This window comes from Janthinobacterium sp. CG3 (assembly GCF_000344615.1).
Lineage (GTDB): Bacteria > Pseudomonadota > Gammaproteobacteria > Burkholderiales > Burkholderiaceae_D > Janthinobacterium.
In genome coordinates this window covers 829,757-848,965 of record NZ_KB467824.1, presented here as the reverse complement: position 1 = coordinate 848,965, position 19,209 = coordinate 829,757, and the positions used below count along the sequence as shown (strand labels likewise).

Annotated in this window: 14 protein-coding genes; 8 read left to right on the top strand and 6 right to left on the bottom strand. The window is 67.1% G+C overall.

Annotated elements, in window-relative coordinates; all coding sequences use genetic code 11:
* Window positions 1–4 precede the first annotated feature (4 nt).
* The 6 genes from JANGC3_RS0103765 to rpsB all read right to left on the bottom strand — a co-directional run bounded on the left by JANGC3_RS0103765 (window position 5) and on the right by rpsB (window position 5,034).
* A complete protein-coding gene (locus JANGC3_RS0103765) occupies window positions 5–838 on the bottom strand; it encodes a phosphatidate cytidylyltransferase (protein ID WP_017875151.1) in 834 nt (277 codons plus the stop codon).
* Window positions 838–1,590 carry a polyprenyl diphosphate synthase gene (uppS, locus tag JANGC3_RS0103760; protein ID WP_026132505.1) on the bottom strand — a complete coding sequence of 251 codons (753 nt, stop codon included), beginning with the start codon at window positions 1,588–1,590 and terminating at the stop codon, window positions 838–840. The genes JANGC3_RS0103765 and uppS overlap by 1 nt, the downstream gene beginning before the upstream one ends.
* Before the next feature lie 97 nt (window positions 1,591–1,687).
* Window positions 1,688–2,248, bottom strand: coding sequence for a ribosome recycling factor (frr, locus tag JANGC3_RS0103755; protein WP_026132504.1), 561 nt, complete (start codon window positions 2,246–2,248; stop codon window positions 1,688–1,690).
* 45 nt (window positions 2,249–2,293) lie between these two features.
* Window positions 2,294–3,010, bottom strand: a complete 717-nt coding sequence (gene pyrH, locus JANGC3_RS0103750; RefSeq protein ID WP_017875148.1) for a UMP kinase — start codon at window positions 3,008–3,010, stop codon at window positions 2,294–2,296.
* Window positions 3,011–3,217: 207 nt separating this feature from the next.
* On the bottom strand, window positions 3,218–4,129 hold the full coding sequence (tsf, locus tag JANGC3_RS0103745) for a translation elongation factor Ts (RefSeq protein ID WP_026132503.1): 912 nt from the start codon (window positions 4,127–4,129) through the stop codon (window positions 3,218–3,220).
* 152 nt (window positions 4,130–4,281) lie between these two features.
* A complete protein-coding gene (gene rpsB / locus JANGC3_RS0103740) occupies window positions 4,282–5,034 on the bottom strand; it encodes a 30S ribosomal protein S2 (protein ID WP_017875146.1) in 753 nt (250 codons plus the stop codon).
* Window positions 5,035–5,371: 337 nt separating this feature from the next.
* Between rpsB and JANGC3_RS0103735 the strand changes: the two genes are divergently transcribed.
* The 8 genes from JANGC3_RS0103735 (at window position 5,372) to JANGC3_RS0103700 (ending at window position 19,198) form a co-directional block, all read left to right on the top strand.
* On the top strand, window positions 5,372–6,247 hold the full coding sequence (locus JANGC3_RS0103735; protein ID WP_081611750.1) for a porin PorA family protein: 876 nt from the start codon (window positions 5,372–5,374) through the stop codon (window positions 6,245–6,247).
* Window positions 6,244–10,092, top strand: a complete 3,849-nt coding sequence (locus JANGC3_RS30585; protein ID WP_017875144.1) for a response regulator — start codon at window positions 6,244–6,246, stop codon at window positions 10,090–10,092. The genes JANGC3_RS0103735 and JANGC3_RS30585 overlap by 4 nt, the downstream gene beginning before the upstream one ends.
* Window positions 10,089–10,976: a GGDEF domain-containing protein gene (locus JANGC3_RS0103725; protein ID WP_017875143.1), complete on the top strand. Its 888-nt coding sequence runs from the start codon at window positions 10,089–10,091 to the stop codon at window positions 10,974–10,976. Before JANGC3_RS30585 ends, JANGC3_RS0103725 begins: the two co-directional genes overlap by 4 nt.
* Before the next feature lie 295 nt (window positions 10,977–11,271).
* Window positions 11,272–12,102, top strand: a complete 831-nt coding sequence (gene map, locus JANGC3_RS0103720; RefSeq protein WP_017875142.1) for a type I methionyl aminopeptidase — start codon at window positions 11,272–11,274, stop codon at window positions 12,100–12,102.
* Window positions 12,103–12,124: 22 nt separating this feature from the next.
* Window positions 12,125–14,692 carry a [protein-PII] uridylyltransferase gene (locus JANGC3_RS0103715; protein ID WP_017875141.1) on the top strand — a complete coding sequence of 856 codons (2,568 nt, stop codon included), beginning with the start codon at window positions 12,125–12,127 and terminating at the stop codon, window positions 14,690–14,692.
* Window positions 14,693–14,735: 43 nt separating this feature from the next.
* Entirely contained in the window at window positions 14,736–15,485 is a 750-nt protein-coding gene (locus JANGC3_RS0103710; RefSeq protein WP_026132501.1) for a pseudouridine synthase, read from the top strand.
* Between the two features lie 179 nt (window positions 15,486–15,664).
* A complete protein-coding gene (locus JANGC3_RS0103705) occupies window positions 15,665–16,429 on the top strand; it encodes a flagellar brake protein (RefSeq protein WP_017875139.1) in 765 nt (254 codons plus the stop codon).
* Window positions 16,430–16,723: 294 nt separating this feature from the next.
* Window positions 16,724–19,198: an extracellular catalytic domain type 1 short-chain-length polyhydroxyalkanoate depolymerase gene (locus tag JANGC3_RS0103700; RefSeq protein ID WP_017875138.1), complete on the top strand. Its 2,475-nt coding sequence runs from the start codon at window positions 16,724–16,726 to the stop codon at window positions 19,196–19,198.
* Window positions 19,199–19,209 lie beyond the last annotated feature (11 nt).

The window sequence follows — 19,209 nt, the reverse complement described above, 5'->3', positions numbered from 1 at the left end:
TCCTTCACAGCCAGGCGCCGAGCAGCGCGGCCAGCGGCAGCACCGGCACCAGCGCGTCGATGCGGTCGAGTACGCCGCCGTGGCCCGGCAGCAGATGGCTGCTGTCCTTGATGCCGGCGCGGCGCTTGAGCATGGATTCAAACAGGTCGCCGACGACGCTGGCGGCCACCACCAGCACCAGCAACAACAGCGCCTGCGGCCAGCCGAAGGCCGCCTGCAGGCGCACCGCGAAGGTGTCGGCCAGCGCCGGCGCGGACGGCGCCAACAGCACGCTCAGCGTCGACAGCGCCAGCACGGCGACGCCGCCGCCGATGGCGCCCTCCCACGACTTGCCGGGAGAAATCGACGGCGCCAGCTTGCGCTTGCCGAAGGCCTTGCCGGAGAAGTAGGCGCCGACGTCGGCGATCCACACCAGCGCCATCACCGACAACAGGTACGCCGCCGAGTGGCGCATCAGCGCGACGATGGCGACGAAGCTGCCGACGATGGCGATGGCGTAGACCACGCTGAGCATGGTGTTGCCGGCGCCCTCGGGCGGCGGCAGGCCGGTCGCCAGCGCCGGCGCGAAGCGCAGCAGCCAGATGGCGCAGCACAGCGCGAACCAGAACTGCGGCTGGGCGTCGACGCCGCTGTACAGGAAGGTGTAGGCGAAGGCGCCGGCGCAGACCAGCGCCAGCGGCAGCGCGTAGCGGTTTTTAAACAGGCGCAAGCTTTCCCACACGGCGGCGCCGAGGAACAGCGTCGCGGTGGCCGCGAAGGCGGGGAAGTAATTGAAGAACAGAACCGGCAGCAAGACCGCCAGCAGGACGACGGCGGTGATAATCCGAGTTTTCAGCATCAGTTTGTCTTTTCCGCCAGTTGCGCGCCGGTGCGGCCGAAGCGCCGCTCCCGTTGCTGGTAGGAGGCGATGGCCGCGTCCAGGCTGGCGTTGTCGAAATCGGGCCAGTAGGTGTCGGTGAAGTACAGTTCGGTGTAGGCGAGCTGCCACAGCAGGAAGTTGGAGACGCGTTGCTCGCCGCCGGTGCGGATGAACAGGTCGGGCTCGGGCGCGTAGGCCATCGCCAGGTGCGGCGCCAGTTGCTCTTCGGTGAAGTCCAAGGCGCCGGGGCGCGCGGCCGCCATTTTGTTGACCGCCTGCATGATATCCCAGCGTCCGCCATAGTTGGCGCAAATGGTCACGGTCAGGCGGCTGTTGTTGGCGGTCTTGCGCTCGGCGTTGGCGATCATGCCGCGCAGCTTGTCGTTGAAGCGCGACAGGTCGCCGACCACCTTCAGGCGGATGTTGTTGGCGTGCATTTTCGCCACTTCGCGTTCGAGCATCGTCACGAACAGGCGCATCAGCAAGGACACCTCCTCCTCGGGCCGGCGCCAGTTTTCGGAGCTGAAGGCGAACAGCGTCAGGTACTCGACGCCGCGATCGACGCAGGCCTCGACGACGCGGCGCACCGCGTCGGCGCCCTTGACATGGCCGGCCACGCGCGGCAGGAAGCGCTTAGTTGCCCAGCGGCCATTGCCATCCATGATGACGGCGACATGGCGCGGCACCCGCGGCGCTTCCGGTACGGCTGTGGTGGAACTCGTATGTATCATGAAAACATTATGGCAAGAAAAATGAAATGGGTGCGCTCTTTAGTCGAACGCGAACGCGGAACGGCCGCGCCGCCGGGCGGCGCGGCCGGCGCAAACGCTAGACGGTCAGCACTTCTTTTTCCTTGTCGACGACCATGCGGTCGATGTCGGCGATCGCCTTGTCGGTCAGCTTCTGCACCTCGTCGGAGGCGCGGCGCTCGTCGTCTTCGGAGCAAGCCTTGTCCTTGACCAGCTTTTTCAGCGACTCGTTGGCGTCGCGGCGGATGTTGCGCACCGCGATCTTGGCGTCTTCCGCCTCGGTCTTGACCAGCTTGACCATTTCCTTGCGCCGCTCCTCGGTCAGCGGCGGGGTCGGCACGCGGATCATGTCGCCCTGCGACGACGGGTTCAGGCCCAGGTCGGCGTCGCGGATCGCCTTCTCGATGGTGGCGGCCATTTTCTTCTCGAACGGCTGCACGCCGATGGTGCGGGCGTCCATCAGGGTGACGTTGGCGACCTGCGACAGCGCGGTCGGGTTGCCGTAGTACTCGACCATCACATGGTCGAGGATGCCGGTGTGGGCGCGCCCGGTGCGCACCTTGGCCAGGTCGGCCTTCAGGGTGTCGAGCGACTTGCTCATGCGTTCCTGCGTGTTCTTTTTAACGTCAGCTAAGGACATGCTGCTCTCCTGTGTGTTAATTAAATAATAGTACTAACATAAAACTTAAACGTGGACCAGTGTACCTTCATCTTCGCCCATGATGACACGCATCAGCGCGCCCGGCTTGACGATGGAAAACACCTTGATCGGCAGTTTCTGGTCGCGGCACAGCGCGAACGCGGTCGCGTCCATCACCTGCAGGTGCTTGGAAATGGCTTCGTCGAAGGTGATGGTTTCAAAGCGGGTGGCGTGCGGGTCCTTTTTCGGGTCGGCCGTGTAGACGCCGTCGACCTTGGTTGCCTTGAGCACGATTTCGGCGCTGATTTCCGAACCGCGCAGCGCGGCCGCGGTATCGGTGGTGAAGAAGGGGTTGCCGGTGCCGGCGGCGAACACCACCACCTTGCCCTCTTCCAGGTATTGCAGCGCTTTCGGGCGCACGTAGGGCTCGACCACCTGCTCGATGCCGATGGCCGACATGACGCGGGCGGTGATGCCGACGTGGCGCATGGCGTCGCCCAGCGCCAGGGCGTTCATCACCGTCGCCAGCATGCCCATGTAGTCGGCGGTGGCGCGGTCCATGCCCTGGGCGCCGGGCGCGACGCCGCGGAAGATGTTGCCCCCGCCGATGACGATTGCCAGTTCCACGCCCAACTTCGCCACCTCGGCCACGTCGGCGACCATGCGCTCGATGGTGGCGCGGTTGATGCCGTACGGGTCGTCGCCCATCAGGGCTTCGCCGGACAGTTTGAGGAGGACGCGCTTATAGGCTGGTTTTGACATGAGCTGGTGCTCCATAAATAAGGTTATTCGAGTATGACATGCCCGCGGCGCCACACGATAGCGCCCGGCACCTCCGCCGGCGTCCGGGCAGGGCCGGGAGCGGCGGGCAAATGGGCGGCGGCGTTGCCGCCTGCCGCCGCGCGCCGCCCCGGCCCGGGAGGCCGGCGCGGCGCGCCAAAAAAACGGGCCTCTCGGCCCGCTTTCTAATTACGCTCCCTGGGAGGCGGCGATTTGCGCCGCGACTTCGGCGGCGAAGTCGTCTTGCTTTTTCTCAATGCCTTCGCCGACGACGAACATCGTGAACGATTTCACGCTGGTGGCGGCCGCTTTCAGCATCTGCTCAACCGACAGCTTGTCGTTTTTCACGAAAGCCTGGTTCAGCAAGGATACTTCCTTCAGGTACTTCTGCACGGAGCCTTCCAGGCGCTTCGCCAGGATCTCGGCCGATTGCGCCGGCTTGCCTTCGGCCGCGGCCTTGACGGCGTCTTCTTCGGCTTTCAGTTTTGCCACCGAACGCTCTTTTTCGATCAGTTCGGCGGGCACTTCGTCCGACGACAGCGACACCGGCTTCATCGCCGCGATGTGCATCGCCACGTCTTTACCGACTTGCTCGTCGGCGCCGTCGTATTCGACGATCACGCCGATGCGCGCGCCGTGCAGGTAGGAGGCCAGCTTGGCGCTGGTGTCGAAACGCTGGAAGCGGCGGATCGACATGTTCTCGCCGATTTTGCCGATCAGGGCGGCGCGCACCTCGTCCAGCGTCTTGCCGTCCAGCGGCAGGGCCAGCAGGGCGGCGACGTCGGCCGGGTTGTGCTCGGCGACCAGGCGCGCGGCGTTGTTCGCCAGTGCCAGGAAGTCGTCGTTTTTGGCCACGAAGTCGGTTTCGCTGTTCACTTCAACCAGGGCGCCAACGCCGCCGGCGATGAACGTCGCAACCACGCCTTCGGCGGTGATGCGCGAGGACGCCTTGGAAGCCTTGCCGCCCAGTTTGACGCGCAGGATCTCTTCCGCGCGCGCCATGTCGCCTTCGGCCTCGGTCAGCGCTTTTTTGCATTCCATCATTGGTGCGTCGGTCTTGCCGCGCAATTCGCCTACCATCGCTGCTGTAATCGCTGCCATGTGTTTCTCCTGATTCGGTGGATGTGATGAGGGGGGATCAAAAGTGTCGGACCCGCCGCGCCCCATACTATTTTGATTAAAAAAAAGGGGGAGCTGCTGCCACCCCCTTCTTCTCTACTGCATTGTCAAGCTATCGAACGACAGACTTGCGCTTACGCTTGCTCGCTCACTTCAACGAATTCGTCGCCAGCGCCGGCCTTGATCATTTCAACGACTTCGTTGCCGGCCGCGGCACGGCCTTCGATGATGGCGTCAGCCACACCGCGGGCGTACAGCATGATCGCTTTGGACGAGTCGTCGTTACCAGGGATAACGAAGTTCACGCCTTCGGGCGAGTGGTTGGTGTCAACCACGCCGATGACCGGGATGCCCAGTTTCGCCGCTTCGGTGATGGCACCCTTGTGGTAGCCGACGTCGACGACGAAAATAGCGTCAGGAACGCCACCCATGTCCTTGATACCGCCGATGGACTTTTGCAGCTTGACCATTTCGCGTTCAAACATCAGCGCTTCTTTTTTCGACAGCTTCTCGACGGAGCCGTCTTCGATTTGCGCTTCCATGTCTTTCAGGCGCTTGATCGAGGTCTTGATCGTTTTGAAGTTGGTCAGCATACCGCCCAACCAACGCTGGTCGACGAAAGGCACGCCGGCGCGTTGCGCTTCAGCGGCGATGATCTCGCGCGCTTGACGCTTGGTGCCGACCATCAGGATGGTGCCGCGGTTGGACGCCAATTGACGCACATGCTTCATCGCTTCCTGATACATAGCCATCGTCTTTTCCAAGTTGATGATATGGATCTTGTTGCGGTGACCGAAAATGAACGGGGCCATTTTTGGGTTCCAAAAACGGGTTTGGTGACCGAAATGGACACCGGCTTCCAGCATTTCACGCATTGTTACGGACATAGTAAACTCCAGGGTTGGGTCTGGAATCCGATCAGTCACCATAGAGGCACCCTTGTCGACCGGATTCGCATTATTTATAAACTACTTAAACTAACTTTTGGTTGATTTACAACATTGCTCAAAAACCTGATTCAAGCAACCCGAGATTGTACTCCACAACCGCCGCGCAGATCAAGCGTTGCGCGCCGCTGGAATTTTCCGCGACGGCGATGGGCAATCCTGCTAGCATGACATATATCAAGTCCGCAGGCGGCGGACGCGGCCGTGTTTGCCCGTCACGGCGCCTGCCCGCCACCGCCACCATGCTCCACTTCCGCGACAGGAGGAACCCAGCGATATGAGCGTGCGCAGCGCCTTACTCGGACTCGGAATGGCCTGCTGGCCGCTGGCGGCGGCGCAATACTTCTATATTGCGCCGCAATTGCTGCGCATTCCCGCCGACTACGCCAGCGAGACCAGCTTCGACGCCAGCACCCGCGCGCGCGAGCACGCCGACGCGGAATGGACCAGCTCGTCGCTGGTGGCGCGCCGGGTCGACCAGGCGCTGGTGAGCTCGGCGGGCCACGCCATCATCCAGGGCGACATGCACTGGACCAACAAGGCCGGCGTCGTCGAATACGAGAGCAGCGCCATTTTCGGCGTCGACCGCCACACCCGCCGCAACCTGCCCGGCTACGGCGGCGCGGTGCGCGGCGGCCAGTTCCTGTTCCCGCGCCACGCCGACGCGAAGAACTTCGACTATTGGGACACCCAGTTCATCGGCCTGTGCCGCGCCACCTTCGAGCGCGCGCTGGAAATGGACGGCGTGCTGGTGCACATGTACCACATCGGCGCCACCGGACTCGACGAGACCGACGGCTACAGCCACCTGCCCGACGTGCCCGAGCGCTTTCGCGTACACACCGACTTCGCCGGCACGCTGTGGCTCGAGCCGGACTCCGGCGTCGTCGTCGACTACCAGGAGGAAGGCATCAGCTACCTCGTCGAGCCGGCCGGCGGCGCCCGCCTCGCCGACGTCTACGCCTGGAAGGACCGCTTCACGGCGGCCGCCAAATCGGCGAAAATGCGCGTGGCCGTGGCCGAGCGGCGCCGCGGCCGGGCGCTCGAGGTGTGGGTCCCGGCGGCCCTGCTGCTGGCCGGCGCGGCGGCGGTGCTGCACGGGCTGCGGCACCGCCGGGGAACGGCCGCGCGCGCGGCGCGGGTGCGCGCATGACGCCGCGCTTCGGCGTGACGCTGCGCATTACGCTGGTGTTCGTCGCCTTCGCCGCGGCGCTGCTGGCGGTGGTCGGCACGCTGTCGTTTGGCAGCGGGCGCGACGCGCTGGAGGGCGCCGCCGTCTCGGAACTGCTGTCCTCGGCGCTGGAAAAGGAGGCGCAGATCGACCGCCTGATCGCGCTCCAGCAAGGCCGCATCGAGCTGATCGCCGCCGCCCCGGCGCTGGCCGCCGCGCTGGCCGCGCGCGGCGCCGCGCGGCCGGCGGCGATGGCGCGCGCCTCGGACGAACTGCTGCCGCACACCCGGCTGCAACCGAGCGAATTCATCATGCTGGCCATCGCCGACCCGGACAGCGGCCGCCTGCTCGCCGCCACCAGCGCCGCCGCCGTCGGCGCCGCCGCCGTCGAGCAGCCGTTTTTCCTCAACGGCAAGCACGGCTATTTTATGCAGCCGCCGCACCTGTCGCGCTTCGTCAACGCCGCCGCCATCGCCGTGAGCGCGCCCATCAAGGCCGCCGACGGCGCCCTGCTGGGGGTGCTGGCCGGCTGGATCGACCTCGACGGCCTGAACCGCATCATGCTCCAGCGCAGCGGCGTGCATTATTCCGACGAGGTTTTCCTGGTCAACCAGGCCGCGCAGTTCGTCACCCAGCCGCGCTTCCTCAAGCAGCCGGGCGCGCTGCGCCTGCAGGCGCGCAGCCGCGCCGTGCAGCTTTGCCTGGCCGGCAACAGCGGCGTGCTGTTCAGCGACGACTACCGCGGCGTGCCGTCGATCACCATCTACCGCTGGCTGCCGCGCCACAAGCTCGGCCTGATCACCAAAATCAGCCAGGCCGAGGCGTCGCTGCCGGTGCGCGACTTCGGCCAGGCCCTGCTGGCGATGGGCGCGCTGATCCTGCTGCTCGGTTCGGCCATCGCGGTCTGGCTGGCGCGCACCATCACGCGCCCGCTGCACACGCTGCGGCGCGCGGTCGCGCATTTCGGCCACGGCGAACGCGACGCCGGGCTGCCGAGCGCCGGCGCCGACGAACTGGGCGAGTTGGCGCGCGAATTCAAGCGCATGGCCGCCGCCGTCGCCGACAAGGAGGCGCAGTTGCTGTCGAACGCGGCGGAACTGGAGCGGCGCGTGCGCGAGCGCACCCAGGAGCTGCAGCGCCAGGCCGACCTGCTCGACCTGGCGCACGACGCCATCATCGTGCTCGACGCGGGCGAGCGCGTCGCCTACTGGAACCACGGCGCCCAGGAAATGTACGGCTGGAGCCGCGAGCATGCGCTCGGGCGCGAACTCGCCGCGCTGCTCGACGCCGGCGCGGCGGCGCCGGCCGGGATCGCCGCGACGCTGCGCCAGCACGGCCGCTGGGAGGGCCGGCTGATCCACGCGCGGCGCGACGGCAGCCGCGCCGTGGTCGCCTCGCGCCAGGCGCGCCACGTCGACGAGCACAGCCAGTCCACCGTGACGCTGATCATCAACAGCGACATTACCGAGCACAGCCAGGCCGAGGAGGAACTCAACAAGTTTTTCGACCTGTCGCTGGACTTGTTGTGCATCGCCTCGGTGGACGGCCACTTCAAGCGCCTCAACCCGGCCTGGGAAAAAACCCTGGGCTACAGCACGGACGAGCTCAGCGCCCGGCCCTACCTGGACTTCATCCACCCCGACGACCGCCCCGCCACCGGCCACGAGGCGCGGGAGCTGGCCGACGGCAAGCGCACCGAGCAGTTTGAAAACCGCTACCGCTGCAAGGACGGCTCCTACCGCAACCTGTCCTGGCAGGCGGTGCCGACCGCCTCCGGCCTGGTGTACGCGGTGGCGCACGACGTCACCGAACGCAACCGCGCCGAGTCGGAGTTGCGCCAGGCCAGGGACGCCGCCGAGGCGGCCAGCCGCGCCAAGAGCGCCTTCCTGGCCAATATGAGCCACGAAATCCGCACGCCGATGAACGGCGTCATCGGCTTGACGGCGCTGGTGCTGAAAACCGACTTGACGGTGCAGCAGCGCGACTACATGCAATTGATCAAAACCTCGGCCGGCTCCCTGCTGCGCCTGCTCAACGACATCCTGGATTTTTCGAAAATGGAGGAAGGCAAGCTCGAGCTCGACGCCATCGCCTTCGAACTGCGCGAATCGCTCGGCGACACCCTCAAGGCGTTCGCCGCCACCGCCAACGACAAGGGCCTGGAGCTGACCTACCAGGTGGCGCCGGACGTGCCGGCCTGGTTCGTCGGCGACCCGGGCCGGCTGGCGCAGATCGTCATCAACCTCGCCGGCAACGCCTTGAAGTTCACCCGCCAGGGCGAGGTGGTGGTCCGGGTCGCCTGCCAGGCCTTGTCCGACGGCGTCGCGCAACTGCGCTTTTGCGTCTCCGACACCGGCATCGGCATCGCCCCCGAACAGCAGCAAAACATCTTCCGCGCGTTCGCCCAGGCCGACAGTTCGACCACGCGCGAGTATGGCGGCACCGGCCTCGGCCTGACCATCGTGTCGCAACTGGTCGGGCTGATGGGCGGCAAAATCTGGGTCGACAGCGCACCGGGGCGCGGCACCGACTTCCACTTCACGCTGCGCCTGGCGCTGGCGGCCGAGGCGCCGCCGCCCGCCCAGCAGGCCGGCGCGCTCGACAACATGGCGGTGCTGGTGGTCGACGACAACCAGACCAACCGCCTGATCCTCGGCCAGACGCTGACCAACTGGAACATGCGCCCGACGCTGGCCAGCGACGCCGGGCAGGCGCTGGCGGCGCTGCGCCTGGCGAGCGCGGCCGGCACCTCCTTCCCGCTGGCCCTGCTGGACGCGCGCATGCCCGACGCCGACGGCTTCGAGCTGGCCGAGGCGATCCGCCAACTGCCCGGCGTCGACAACACCGTCATCATGATGCTCTCGTCGAGCGACGCGGCCGGCGAGGTGGCGCGCTGCGAGCAACTGGGCATCCAGCGCTTCCTGCGCAAGCCCGTCAAACAGTCGGAGCTGTTCGACGCCATCATGATGGCCGCCGGCATCGCCTCGCGCGAAGCGGCGCGCATCGCCGGCGGCGTGCTGGCGATGCCGGCCGGGCCGGCGCGCGTGCTGCGCGTGCTGGTCGCCGAGGACCACCCGATCAACCAGACGCTGGTGACGGAAATCCTGCGCGCGCGCGGCCACCTGTTCGCGCTGGCCAACAACGGCCGCGAGGCGCTCGAGCTGCTCGAGGGCGGCGCCTTCGACGCCGTGCTGATGGACGGGCAAATGCCGGAGATGGACGGCTACCAGGCCACCCGCGAGATCCGCCGGCGCGAGCGCGAACGCGGCGGCGCCGGGCGCCTGCGCATCATCGCGCTGACCGCCAACGCGATGCGCGAAGACCGCGAGTTGTGCCTGGCCGCCGGCATGGACGACTACGTCTCCAAGCCGATCGACCCGGACCAGTTGCTGGAACGGCTGGAGGCGGACTCCGGCGGCGCCGCCCCGGCGCGCGCGCCCGAGCCGGCGCCGCAGCCACAGCGGCAACGCGGCGCGGCGCGCTTCGCCACCTTCGACCTGGACGCCGCCCGCCAGCGCGCGCGCGGCAAGGAGGCGCTGCTCAAGAGCATGGCGCAGGCCTTCCTGCAGGCGCTGCCGGCGTCGCTGGCGGCGCTGGAGGACGCCGTCGGCGCGCTCGACGCGGCCGGCGTCGAGCGCGCCGCGCACCGCATCAAGGGCGCCGCCGCCACGCTCAGCGCGCAGGCGCTGGCGCAGGCGGCCGACACGCTGGAACTGCAGGCGCGCCGGCGCGAACCGGCGGCCATGCCGGCGGCGCTGGCCCTGCTGGCCGCCGAGGCGGCCGCGCTGGCCGCCGAACTGGTGTCTTATTGTGGAGATGGACTATGAAGATCTTGATCGCCGACGACGATCCGGTGTCGCTGCTGTACCTGCAGGACGCGCTGCAAGACTGGGGCTACGAGGTCGTCGCCGTGCCGGACGGGCGCAGCGCGCAGGCGATCCTGAGCGGCGCCGACGCGCCGATGCTGGCCATCCTCGACTGGATGATGCCGGGCATGGACGGCATCGACCTGTGCCGCATGATCCGCGGCAACGGCAACGACAGCTACACCTACGTGATCATGCTGACCTCGCGCACCGAAACGGCGTTTATCGTCGAGGCCATGACGGCCGGCGCGGACGACTTCGTCAGCAAGCCCTTCCACGTCGAGGAACTCGAAGTGCGGGTGCGCGCCGGCAAGCGCATCTGCGAGCTGGAGCAGCAACTGCGCCTGCGCGCCAGCCACGACGCGCTCACCGGCATCTACAACCGCGGCGCCATCATCGACCTGCTGCAAAAGGCGCTGGCGCGGCAACGGCGCGAGCGCGCCGGCATCGCCCTGGTGTTCGCCGACCTCGACCACTTCAAGCGCATCAACGACGAACACGGCCACCTGGCCGGCGACGCCGTGCTGTGCGAGGTGAGCCGGCGCATGGCGCGCATGCTGCGCCCGTACGACTCGCTGGGCCGCTACGGCGGCGAAGAGTTGATGGTGGTGCTGCCGGCCTGCGGCGACGACGGCGCGCTCGAAGTGGCCGAGCGCATCCGCAAAGCCGTCTGCGGCGCGCCCGTCGCGACCGACTTCGGCGCGCTGCCGGTATCGGTCAGCATCGGCGTGGCCGTGCTGGCGCCAGGCGCCGACGCCACCCTGAACCAGCTGATCCAGTGCGCCGACCAGGCGCTGTACGCGGCCAAGAACGGCGGGCGCAACCGGGTTGTGCTGGCGCCGTGAATCGCCCCCTGGCGGCGGCCGCGCATGCGCTCCGGTCAGCGGGCCGGCAACGCCGCAACCAAGCCGCGGCAAGGAAGCCGGGTCCGGCCCCCGCGGTCCGGCCCCGGGCTTACGCCCCGGGTTTTAAATAATTCGACGTCGAAGCCGTCCAATTGAACGGCACGGCGCCGCCGCCGATGGCGCGCAGGCACCCCTTGTCGTTTATAATTTCGGCATATCGCAGGCCGGCGCCGACTCTGAGGCGCCGATCAGCCCGCCCACCGATTCATTACGCTTTTGCTGAATGCGACCCATTATGTCCACTATCCGTATCAACACCCCCGAAGACATCGAAGGCATGCGCGTGGCCGGCAAACTCGGCGCCGAAGTGCTCGACTACATCACCCCCTTCGTCAAGGTCGGCGTCACCACGGGCGAACTGGACCGCCTGTGCCACGAGTACATGGTCAACGTCCAGGGCACCATCCCGGCGCCGCTGAACTACTGCCCGCCCGGCTACACCCCCTACCCGAAGGCGATCTGCACCTCGGTCAACGACGTCATCTGCCACGGCATCCCGGGCGACAAGGTCTTGAAGAACGGCGACGTCGTCAACCTCGACATCACCGTCATCAAGGACGGCTACCACGGCGACAACAGCCGCATGTACTTCATCGGCACGCCGTCGATCCTGGCCAAGCGCCTGTCGGAAATCACCTTCGAGTGCATGTGGCTGGGCATCGCCAAGATCAAGCCGGGCGCCCACCTGGGCGACATCGGCCACGCCATCCAGCAGCACGCCGAAAAGGCCGGCTACTCGGTGGTGCGCGAATTTTGCGGGCACGGCATCGGCAAGGTCTTCCACGAGGAGCCGCAGGTCTTGCATTACGGGCGCCCCGGCACGCTAGAGCGCCTCGAAGCGGGCATGATCTTCACGGTCGAGCCGATGATTAACGCCGGCCGCCGCGACATCCGCGAAATGGGCGACGGCTGGACCATCAAAACCAAGGACCGCAGCCTGTCGGCGCAGTGGGAACACACCGTGCTGGTCACAGAGACCGGCTACGAGGTGCTGACGGTGTCGCCGCTGATGCCGGCGCCGCCGGCGATCATCGCCGCGCCGGCCGCCGGCGACGCCGCCGCCTAAGCCGCGGATGCCCGCCGCCGCGATGAAGCAGCAACTGCGCGAACAGCTCAAGCGCCAGTTGAAAGCCGAGCGCCAACTGGTCGTCGCCGGCTTCGCCGAGGACGGCAAGCCGGAGAAGCTGCTGCGCCGGCTGCGCCAGAGCGTCGACGCGGTGCTGGCCAGCGCCTGGCACGAGGCCGGCCTGCCGGCCGACACCGCGCTGGTCGGGGTCGGCGGCTACGGCCGCGGCGAGCTGTTCCCGTATTCCGACGTCGACCTGCTGATCCTGCTGGCGCACGCGCCCGACGCCGCCGTCCAGGAGCGCCTGGAGGGCCTGGTGCAACTGCTGTGGGACCTGGGCCTGGAAATCGGCCACAGCATCCGCACCGTCGACGAGTGCATGAGCGAGTCGCGCGCCGACATCACCGTCCAGACCAGCCTGCTGGAGGCGCGCCTGGTGTGCGGCGACGCCAGCCTGTTCGCTGAAATGCAGCGGCGCTACCAGGACGCGCTCGACCCGCAGGCGTTTTTCCACGCCAAGACGGCCGAGATGCGCCAGCGCCACGCCAAGTACGAGGACACCGCCTTCAGCCTGGAGCCGAACTGCAAGGAAAGCCCGGGCGGCCTGCGCGACCTGCAGGTGATCCTGTGGGTGGCCAAGGCGGCCGGGCTGGCCAGTTCGTGGCGCACGCTGGCCACCGGCGGCCTGATCACCCAGACCGAGGCGCGCCAGTTGATGGAGAAGGAGCGCGCCTTCAAGGACATCCGCGTGCGCCTGCACCTGCACGCCGGCCGGCGCGAGGACCGCCTGGTGTTCGACGTCCAGACCGCCATCGCCGAGTCGGTCGGCCTGCAAGCCACCGGCAGCGGCGCGCACATGCGCCGCGCCAGCGAGTACCTGATGCAGCGCTACTACTGGGCCGCCAAGACGGTGACCCAGCTCAACACCATCCTGCTGCAAAACATCGAGAGCCGCCTGTTCGACCAGGGCGGCGAGGCGGTCGCCATCAACCCGCGCTTCAACGAGGTCAACGGCCTGATCGACATCGCCGCCGACGACACCTTCGTGCACAACCCGTCGGCGATGCTGGAAATCTTCCTGTTGATGACCGAGCACCCGGAACTCAAGGGCATGACCGCGCGCGCCACCCGCGCGCTGTGGCACGAGCGCTTCAAGATCGACACCGCGTTCCGCCAGAACCCGGCCAACCGCGCGCTGTTCCTGCGCATCCTGCAGGCGCCGGTGGGCATCATCCACGCGCTGCGGCGCATGAACGACCTGAGCGTGCTGGGACGCTACCTGCCGAACTTCCGCCGCATCGTCGGCCAGATGCAGCACGACCTGTTCCACGTGTACACGGTGGACCAGCACATCCTGATGGTGGTACGCAACATGCGCCGCTTCACGATGCCCGAGCACGCCCACGAATACCCGTTTTGCAGCCAGCTGATGGCCAATTTCGCCCAACCCTGGCTGCTGTACGTCGGCGCGCTGTTCCACGACATCGCCAAGGGCCGCGGCGGCGACCACTCCAAGCTCGGCACCGTCGACGCCGCCCAGTTCTGCCAGGAGCACGGCATCGACGCCGAAGACAGCGAACTGGTGGTGTTCCTGGTCGAGAACCACCTGGCCATGTCGCACGTGGCGCAAAAGCAGGACCTGTCCGACCCCGACGTCATCGCCGCCTTCGCCAAGAGCGTGCGCGACGAGCGCCACCTGACGGCGCTGTACCTGCTGACGGTGGCCGACATCCGCGGCACCAGCCCGAAGGTGTGGAACGCCTGGAAGGGCAAGCTGCTCGAAGACCTGTACCGCATCACCCTGCGCGTGCTGGGCGGCGAGCCGCACTCGGCCGACCGCGAGCTGAAGAACCGCCAGCAGGAGGCGCTGGCCACGCTGCGCCTGTACGGGCTGCCGCCGGACGCCCACGAGGCGCTGTGGCGCCAGCTCGACGTCGCCTACTTCCTGCGCCACGACGCCTCCGACATCGCCTGGCAGACGCGTTCGCTGTACGACCGCCTGAACAGCGGCAAGCCGGTCGTCAAATGCCGCCTGGCGCCGATCGGCGAGGGTTTGCAGGTGGCCGTCTACACGGCCGACCGGCCCGACCTGTTCGCGCGCATCTGCAGCTATTTCGACCGCAAGAACTTCAGCATCCTCGACGCCAAAATCCACACCACCCGGCACGGCTACGCGCTCGACACCTTCCTAGTCACCGAGCAGAGCTTCGCCAAGAGCTACCGCGACATCATCAGCCTGATCGAGCACGAGCTGGGCGAACTGCTGCAGTCGCAGGCGCCGCTGCCGCCGCCCGGCAAGGGCCGCCTGTCGCGCCTGTCGCGCACCTTCCCGATCCAACCGACGGTCGACCTGCGCCCGGACGAACGCGGCCAGTACTACCTGCTGTCGGTGGCGGCCAACGACCGCACCGGCCTGCTGTACGCGATCGCCAACGTGCTCACCAAGTACCGCATCAACCTGCACACGGCGAAGATCATGACGCTGGGCGAGCGCGTCGAGGACGTCTTCCTGGTCGACGGCGCCACGCTGAACAACGCCCGCAACCAGATTTTGCTGGAAACCGATTTACTCGACGCGCTCAAGGTTTGAGCCGCCCCGCCCTTTGCCCTATTGACTGAACTGAAACAGAACCATGACCGAAGAATTATTACGCCTCTCCAAACGCATGTCCGAACTGGGCTTGTCCTCGCGCCGCGAAGCCGACGAATGGATCGCCCGCGGCTGGGTACGGGTCGACGGCAAGGTGGTCTCCGAGCTCGGTAGCAAGGTCTACCCGAGCCAGCGCGTCACCGTCGAACGCCAGGCCGCGGCCGAGCAATCGAAGCGCGTCACCGTGTTGATCAACAAGCCGATGGGCTATGTCAGCGGCCAGGCCGAGGACGGCTACACGCCGGCCATCGCCCTGATCAACGCCGAGAACCGCTGGGCCGAATGCAAGGCCGCCGAGCAGTTCCACCCGACCCAGTTGCGCAGCCTGGTGGCCGCCGGCCGCCTCGACATCGACTCGGTCGGCCTGTTGGTGCTGACCCAGGACGGGCGCGTGGCCAAGCAATTGATCGGCCACGACACCGACATCGACAAGGAGTACCTGGTGCGGGTCGAATATCCGAAGGGCGGGCGCCTGCCCGACGCCGACCTGAAGCGCCTGAACCATGGCCTGTGGCTCGACGGCAAGGCGCTGCTGCCGGCCAAGGTGCGCTGGCAAAACGACGACCAGCTCAGCTTCACGCTGCGCGAAGGCAAGAAGCGGCAGATCCGCCGCATGTGCGAAGCGGTCGGGCTGAAGGTGGTCGGCTTGAAACGGGTGCGCATCGGCCGCGTCAAGCTGGGCGACCTGCCCACCGGCCAATGGCGCTACCTCGGCGCCGACGAGCAGTTTTAAGGGCTTATTCGCGCCGGGTTTGCGCCGCCCCCTGCCGGGACCGGCCCGGCCCGGCTTTGCCGCTGTACAATTTGACGGTTCTGCCGCATGATGTCGTACAGTTTCAAATTGCCGTACAGCAAGGAAAAAGCGCGTGTCGCCCGCACCGAAGTCTGGAATGATTAAAGAGATAAGCTGTCGTGAACGATTTAACCCCGAATCCCCTGCGCAAGGGTCCGCCGAGCCTGTCGGACGCCATCGAACCCATCGCGCCCGGCGCCAAGCCGCACCACATGACCGACCCCTGGGATATCGGCGAGACGCTGACGCGGCTGGCCGAAAGCGGCGATGCGGTGACGATCTACCCGAACGACAGCAGCGTGGCGCTGATGGCGCGCATCCTGTCGGTCGACGAGGAATTGCCGCATTTCGTGATCGAACTCAACGACGGCGCCTGCCTGCCGCCGGGCGCGGCCGTCTTTGTCGCCCTGACCCAGAGCGCCAAGCTGCAGTTCACGCTCAGCTCCGGCTGGGTCAGTCTGGCGGACCAGCCGACGCTGCTGCCGGCCGATTTCCCCGAACAATGCCTGGTGTTGGAGCGGCGCGAGTCGCCCCGGCTGGAGGCGCCGCTGGGCGCCTACCACCTGGCCGCGTTCGTGCTGGAGGGCCGGCCCTATGAATTGCAGGTGTACGACTTCTCGGTCGGCGGCGTTGGCATGCGCGCGCGCAAGCGCGACACCATCGGCCTGTACGTCGGGCGCAAGCTGTCGCGCGTGCGCCTGGAACTGGGACCGGAAAAGGTCATGATCGCCGACCTGGAAATCCGCCTGTCGCGCGGCTTCCGCTCCTTCCTGCTGGGCGAGCAGGTGCAGATCGGCTGCCGCTTCCTGAACCTGTCGGCGGCGATGCAGGACGAGCTGGCGCAGTTGCTGATCCACCTGGGCAGCGGCCGCAAGCGCGGCTAAGGCGACGCCGGCGGACCGTCAGGTCACAGCGGCGCACCCCGCGCGCGCCGTGCCGGATTGAGCATAATCAAACCTGAGCGGCCCAAGCTGGGTAATATCAAAGCAGCACCTCAGCGACAGCCGGCGGGCGCCATCCGCACCAAGGCGCTTTTCTCCATCAGGTTCAGCCCCCTCCCCTTCATGAAAACCCATTTACTCGCCTTTGCGGTTGCGGCCACGCTATCCCTCGTCGGCTTCAACGCCCGTGGCGCCGGGTTCGCACTGGCCGCAACAGGTTTCACCAGAAGTATTCCCATGCCGCGCGACAGCGCCGCCAGCAACTCCGACAACCGCCTCTACTCGCTCTACGTTCCCAGCAGTTACCGTGCGGGCGCCCGCGTGCCGCTCGTCGTCAGCCTGCACGGCTGCCGCCAGTCCGACCTGGCGATGCTGGAAAAAAGCCGCATGCATGAAGTGGCCGAGGCCGAAGGCTTCATCGTGCTGTACCCGTTCGTCAATACCAACGCCGACGGCACCGGCCCGAACGACGATGACCTGCGCAACCCGAATTGCTGGGGCTACTGGATGGCGCGCGAGCGCCAGCGCGGCAATGGCGAGGTCCACGACATCAAGCGCATGGTCGACAAGGTCGCGCGGGAATTCAGCATCGATCCCGGGCGCGTGCACATCACCGGCGTTTCCTCCGGCGCCGCGATGGCGAACATCGCGCAGGTGGCTTACCCGGACGTGTTCGCCTCCGCCGTTTTCGTCGAGGGCATTGCGTTCAATGAAACGACCCAGACTTATACCGGCCAGCAAGACTGCGCAACCGTGTTGCGCAGTCCGCAAACGTCGTGGAACCGCGACGCCGCCGCGATCGTCGCCGAGATGCGCCGGGAAATGGGCAAAAGCGTGCTGCGCCAGGCGCCGGTGATGGTGGTGCACAATGCCAAGGATTGCACCGTGCCCATCAGCGTCGGCATGAACCTGGTCAAGACCTGGGCCAATTTGCTGGCCGCCGACGGCAAGGCGATCGACACCAGCGCGCCGAACGAGGCGCCGCTGGCCTCGAACACCGACGGCTTGGCGTGGACGCACAGCAAATACGGCCGGGGCGCGAACAATCTCAGCCTGCTGGAAACCTTCCTCATCGACGCCACCAGCGAGCAGGTCGCCGCCGCCGGCGTGGTGGCGTTGGCGCACGACCCGTATGCGCCGGACAGCGACGTCGCGCTGCGGGAAGAGCGCCTGCGCGGCCACTGGTGGGCAGGCGGAGAACGCGGCCCCTGGATCATCGACAAAGGCCCGAACCTGGCGCGCGTGGCGTGGACCTTCTTCAAGACGCACCCGATGCAAGGCCAGTCCATCCCCGCCAGCGGCAGCTGGCGCCAGATCACCGACCCAAGCCTGCTAGGGATACTCACCGACACCTGGCTCTACGTGCCGACGAATGCGCCGCTCAACGCCGGCAAGCCCGCCGGCAGGCGCGCGTTGATGCTGGCCCTGCCCGGCTGCGGCCAGAGCGCGTCGGGCCACGTGATCAACAAAGGATTCAACTGGGAGGCCACGGCCGAAAAGTATGGCATGGTGGTGGTCGCGGCAACCAAGCCGAACACCCCGCGCAGCGGCAGCGGGAAGATCAGTGGGAGCGCCTGCTTCGACTGGTTCGACGAAGCGCCGCACAGCCGCGGCAACCGCGACGCCGGGCCGTTGCTGAACCTGGTCGACAAGCTGAAACAGATGCCGGAACTGGCGATCGATCCGCGCCAGGTGTATGTCAGCGGCCTGTCCGCCGGCGGCGGCGAGGCGCAATTGCTCGCCTGCCTGGCGCCGGACGTCTTCTCCGGCGTCGGTTTGGGCGAAGCGCCAACGCTGGGTTCGCCGGCAAGCCTGGCCGTGCGCACCCCGCGGCAAGTGCGCGAGCTGTGCGGTCGGCACGCGGCCTCGTTCGCCGGCGCCCTCGACAAACAGGTGGTGTCGCTGGCCTGCGGCGACAGCAGTATCCTCGTGCCCCACTGCGCCAGTACGCTGGAGGCCTACCTGCTGATGTGGAACGCCAACACGGCCGATCCAACGGTCGACGTAGCCGGCGGCGCCGGCGGCAACGGCAGGTTCACCGCCTTCCGGGATGCGGCGCACAAGGTACGCATCGGCGACCTGCGGGTGCCGGGCATGAAGCACGCGTGGCCGGCCGGCCCGGGCGGTTCCAAGCATGGCGATGCAGGCACGTGGATCGATAACACCCGCGTCAACTTCCCCGAGCATCTGACCAAGTTCCTGTTCGACAACAACCAGTGGTATATAGATACAGGCGCCCCCGGCGCGCCCACGGTCGCCTGCGCCAAGCCGGTCGCCACCGCGCTCAGTTCGCCCGTCCGGGTGGAATGCACCGGCAGCGACAACGGCAGCGTGGTATCGCTGCGGCTTGTTATCGCGAACGCGGCGGGCGGCGAAGCGGTGAACCAGCGCGTCAACGGCGCCAGCGTCGGCGCCGACTACCCCTTGGCCGACGGCGCCTATACCATCCGCGTCGACGCGACCGACAACGAAGGGCTGACGTCGGCGCCGTTCAGCAAAACGATCCAGGTCGGCGCGCTCGCCAGCGTGGAATGCAAGACCGACCGGAACAAGGACCACGTGCTCGCGGCGCGCGCCAACAACTACCTCGGCGCGGTGTTCGCGGCAGGCAGCGGCGGCTACCTGGGTTGGTACTTCAGCACCACGCCGGCGAGCTTGCAAAAAACCGCGTCCGGCGATTGGATCAAGGTGGCGACCTGTCCCGCGCCCTGACGCCGTTGCCG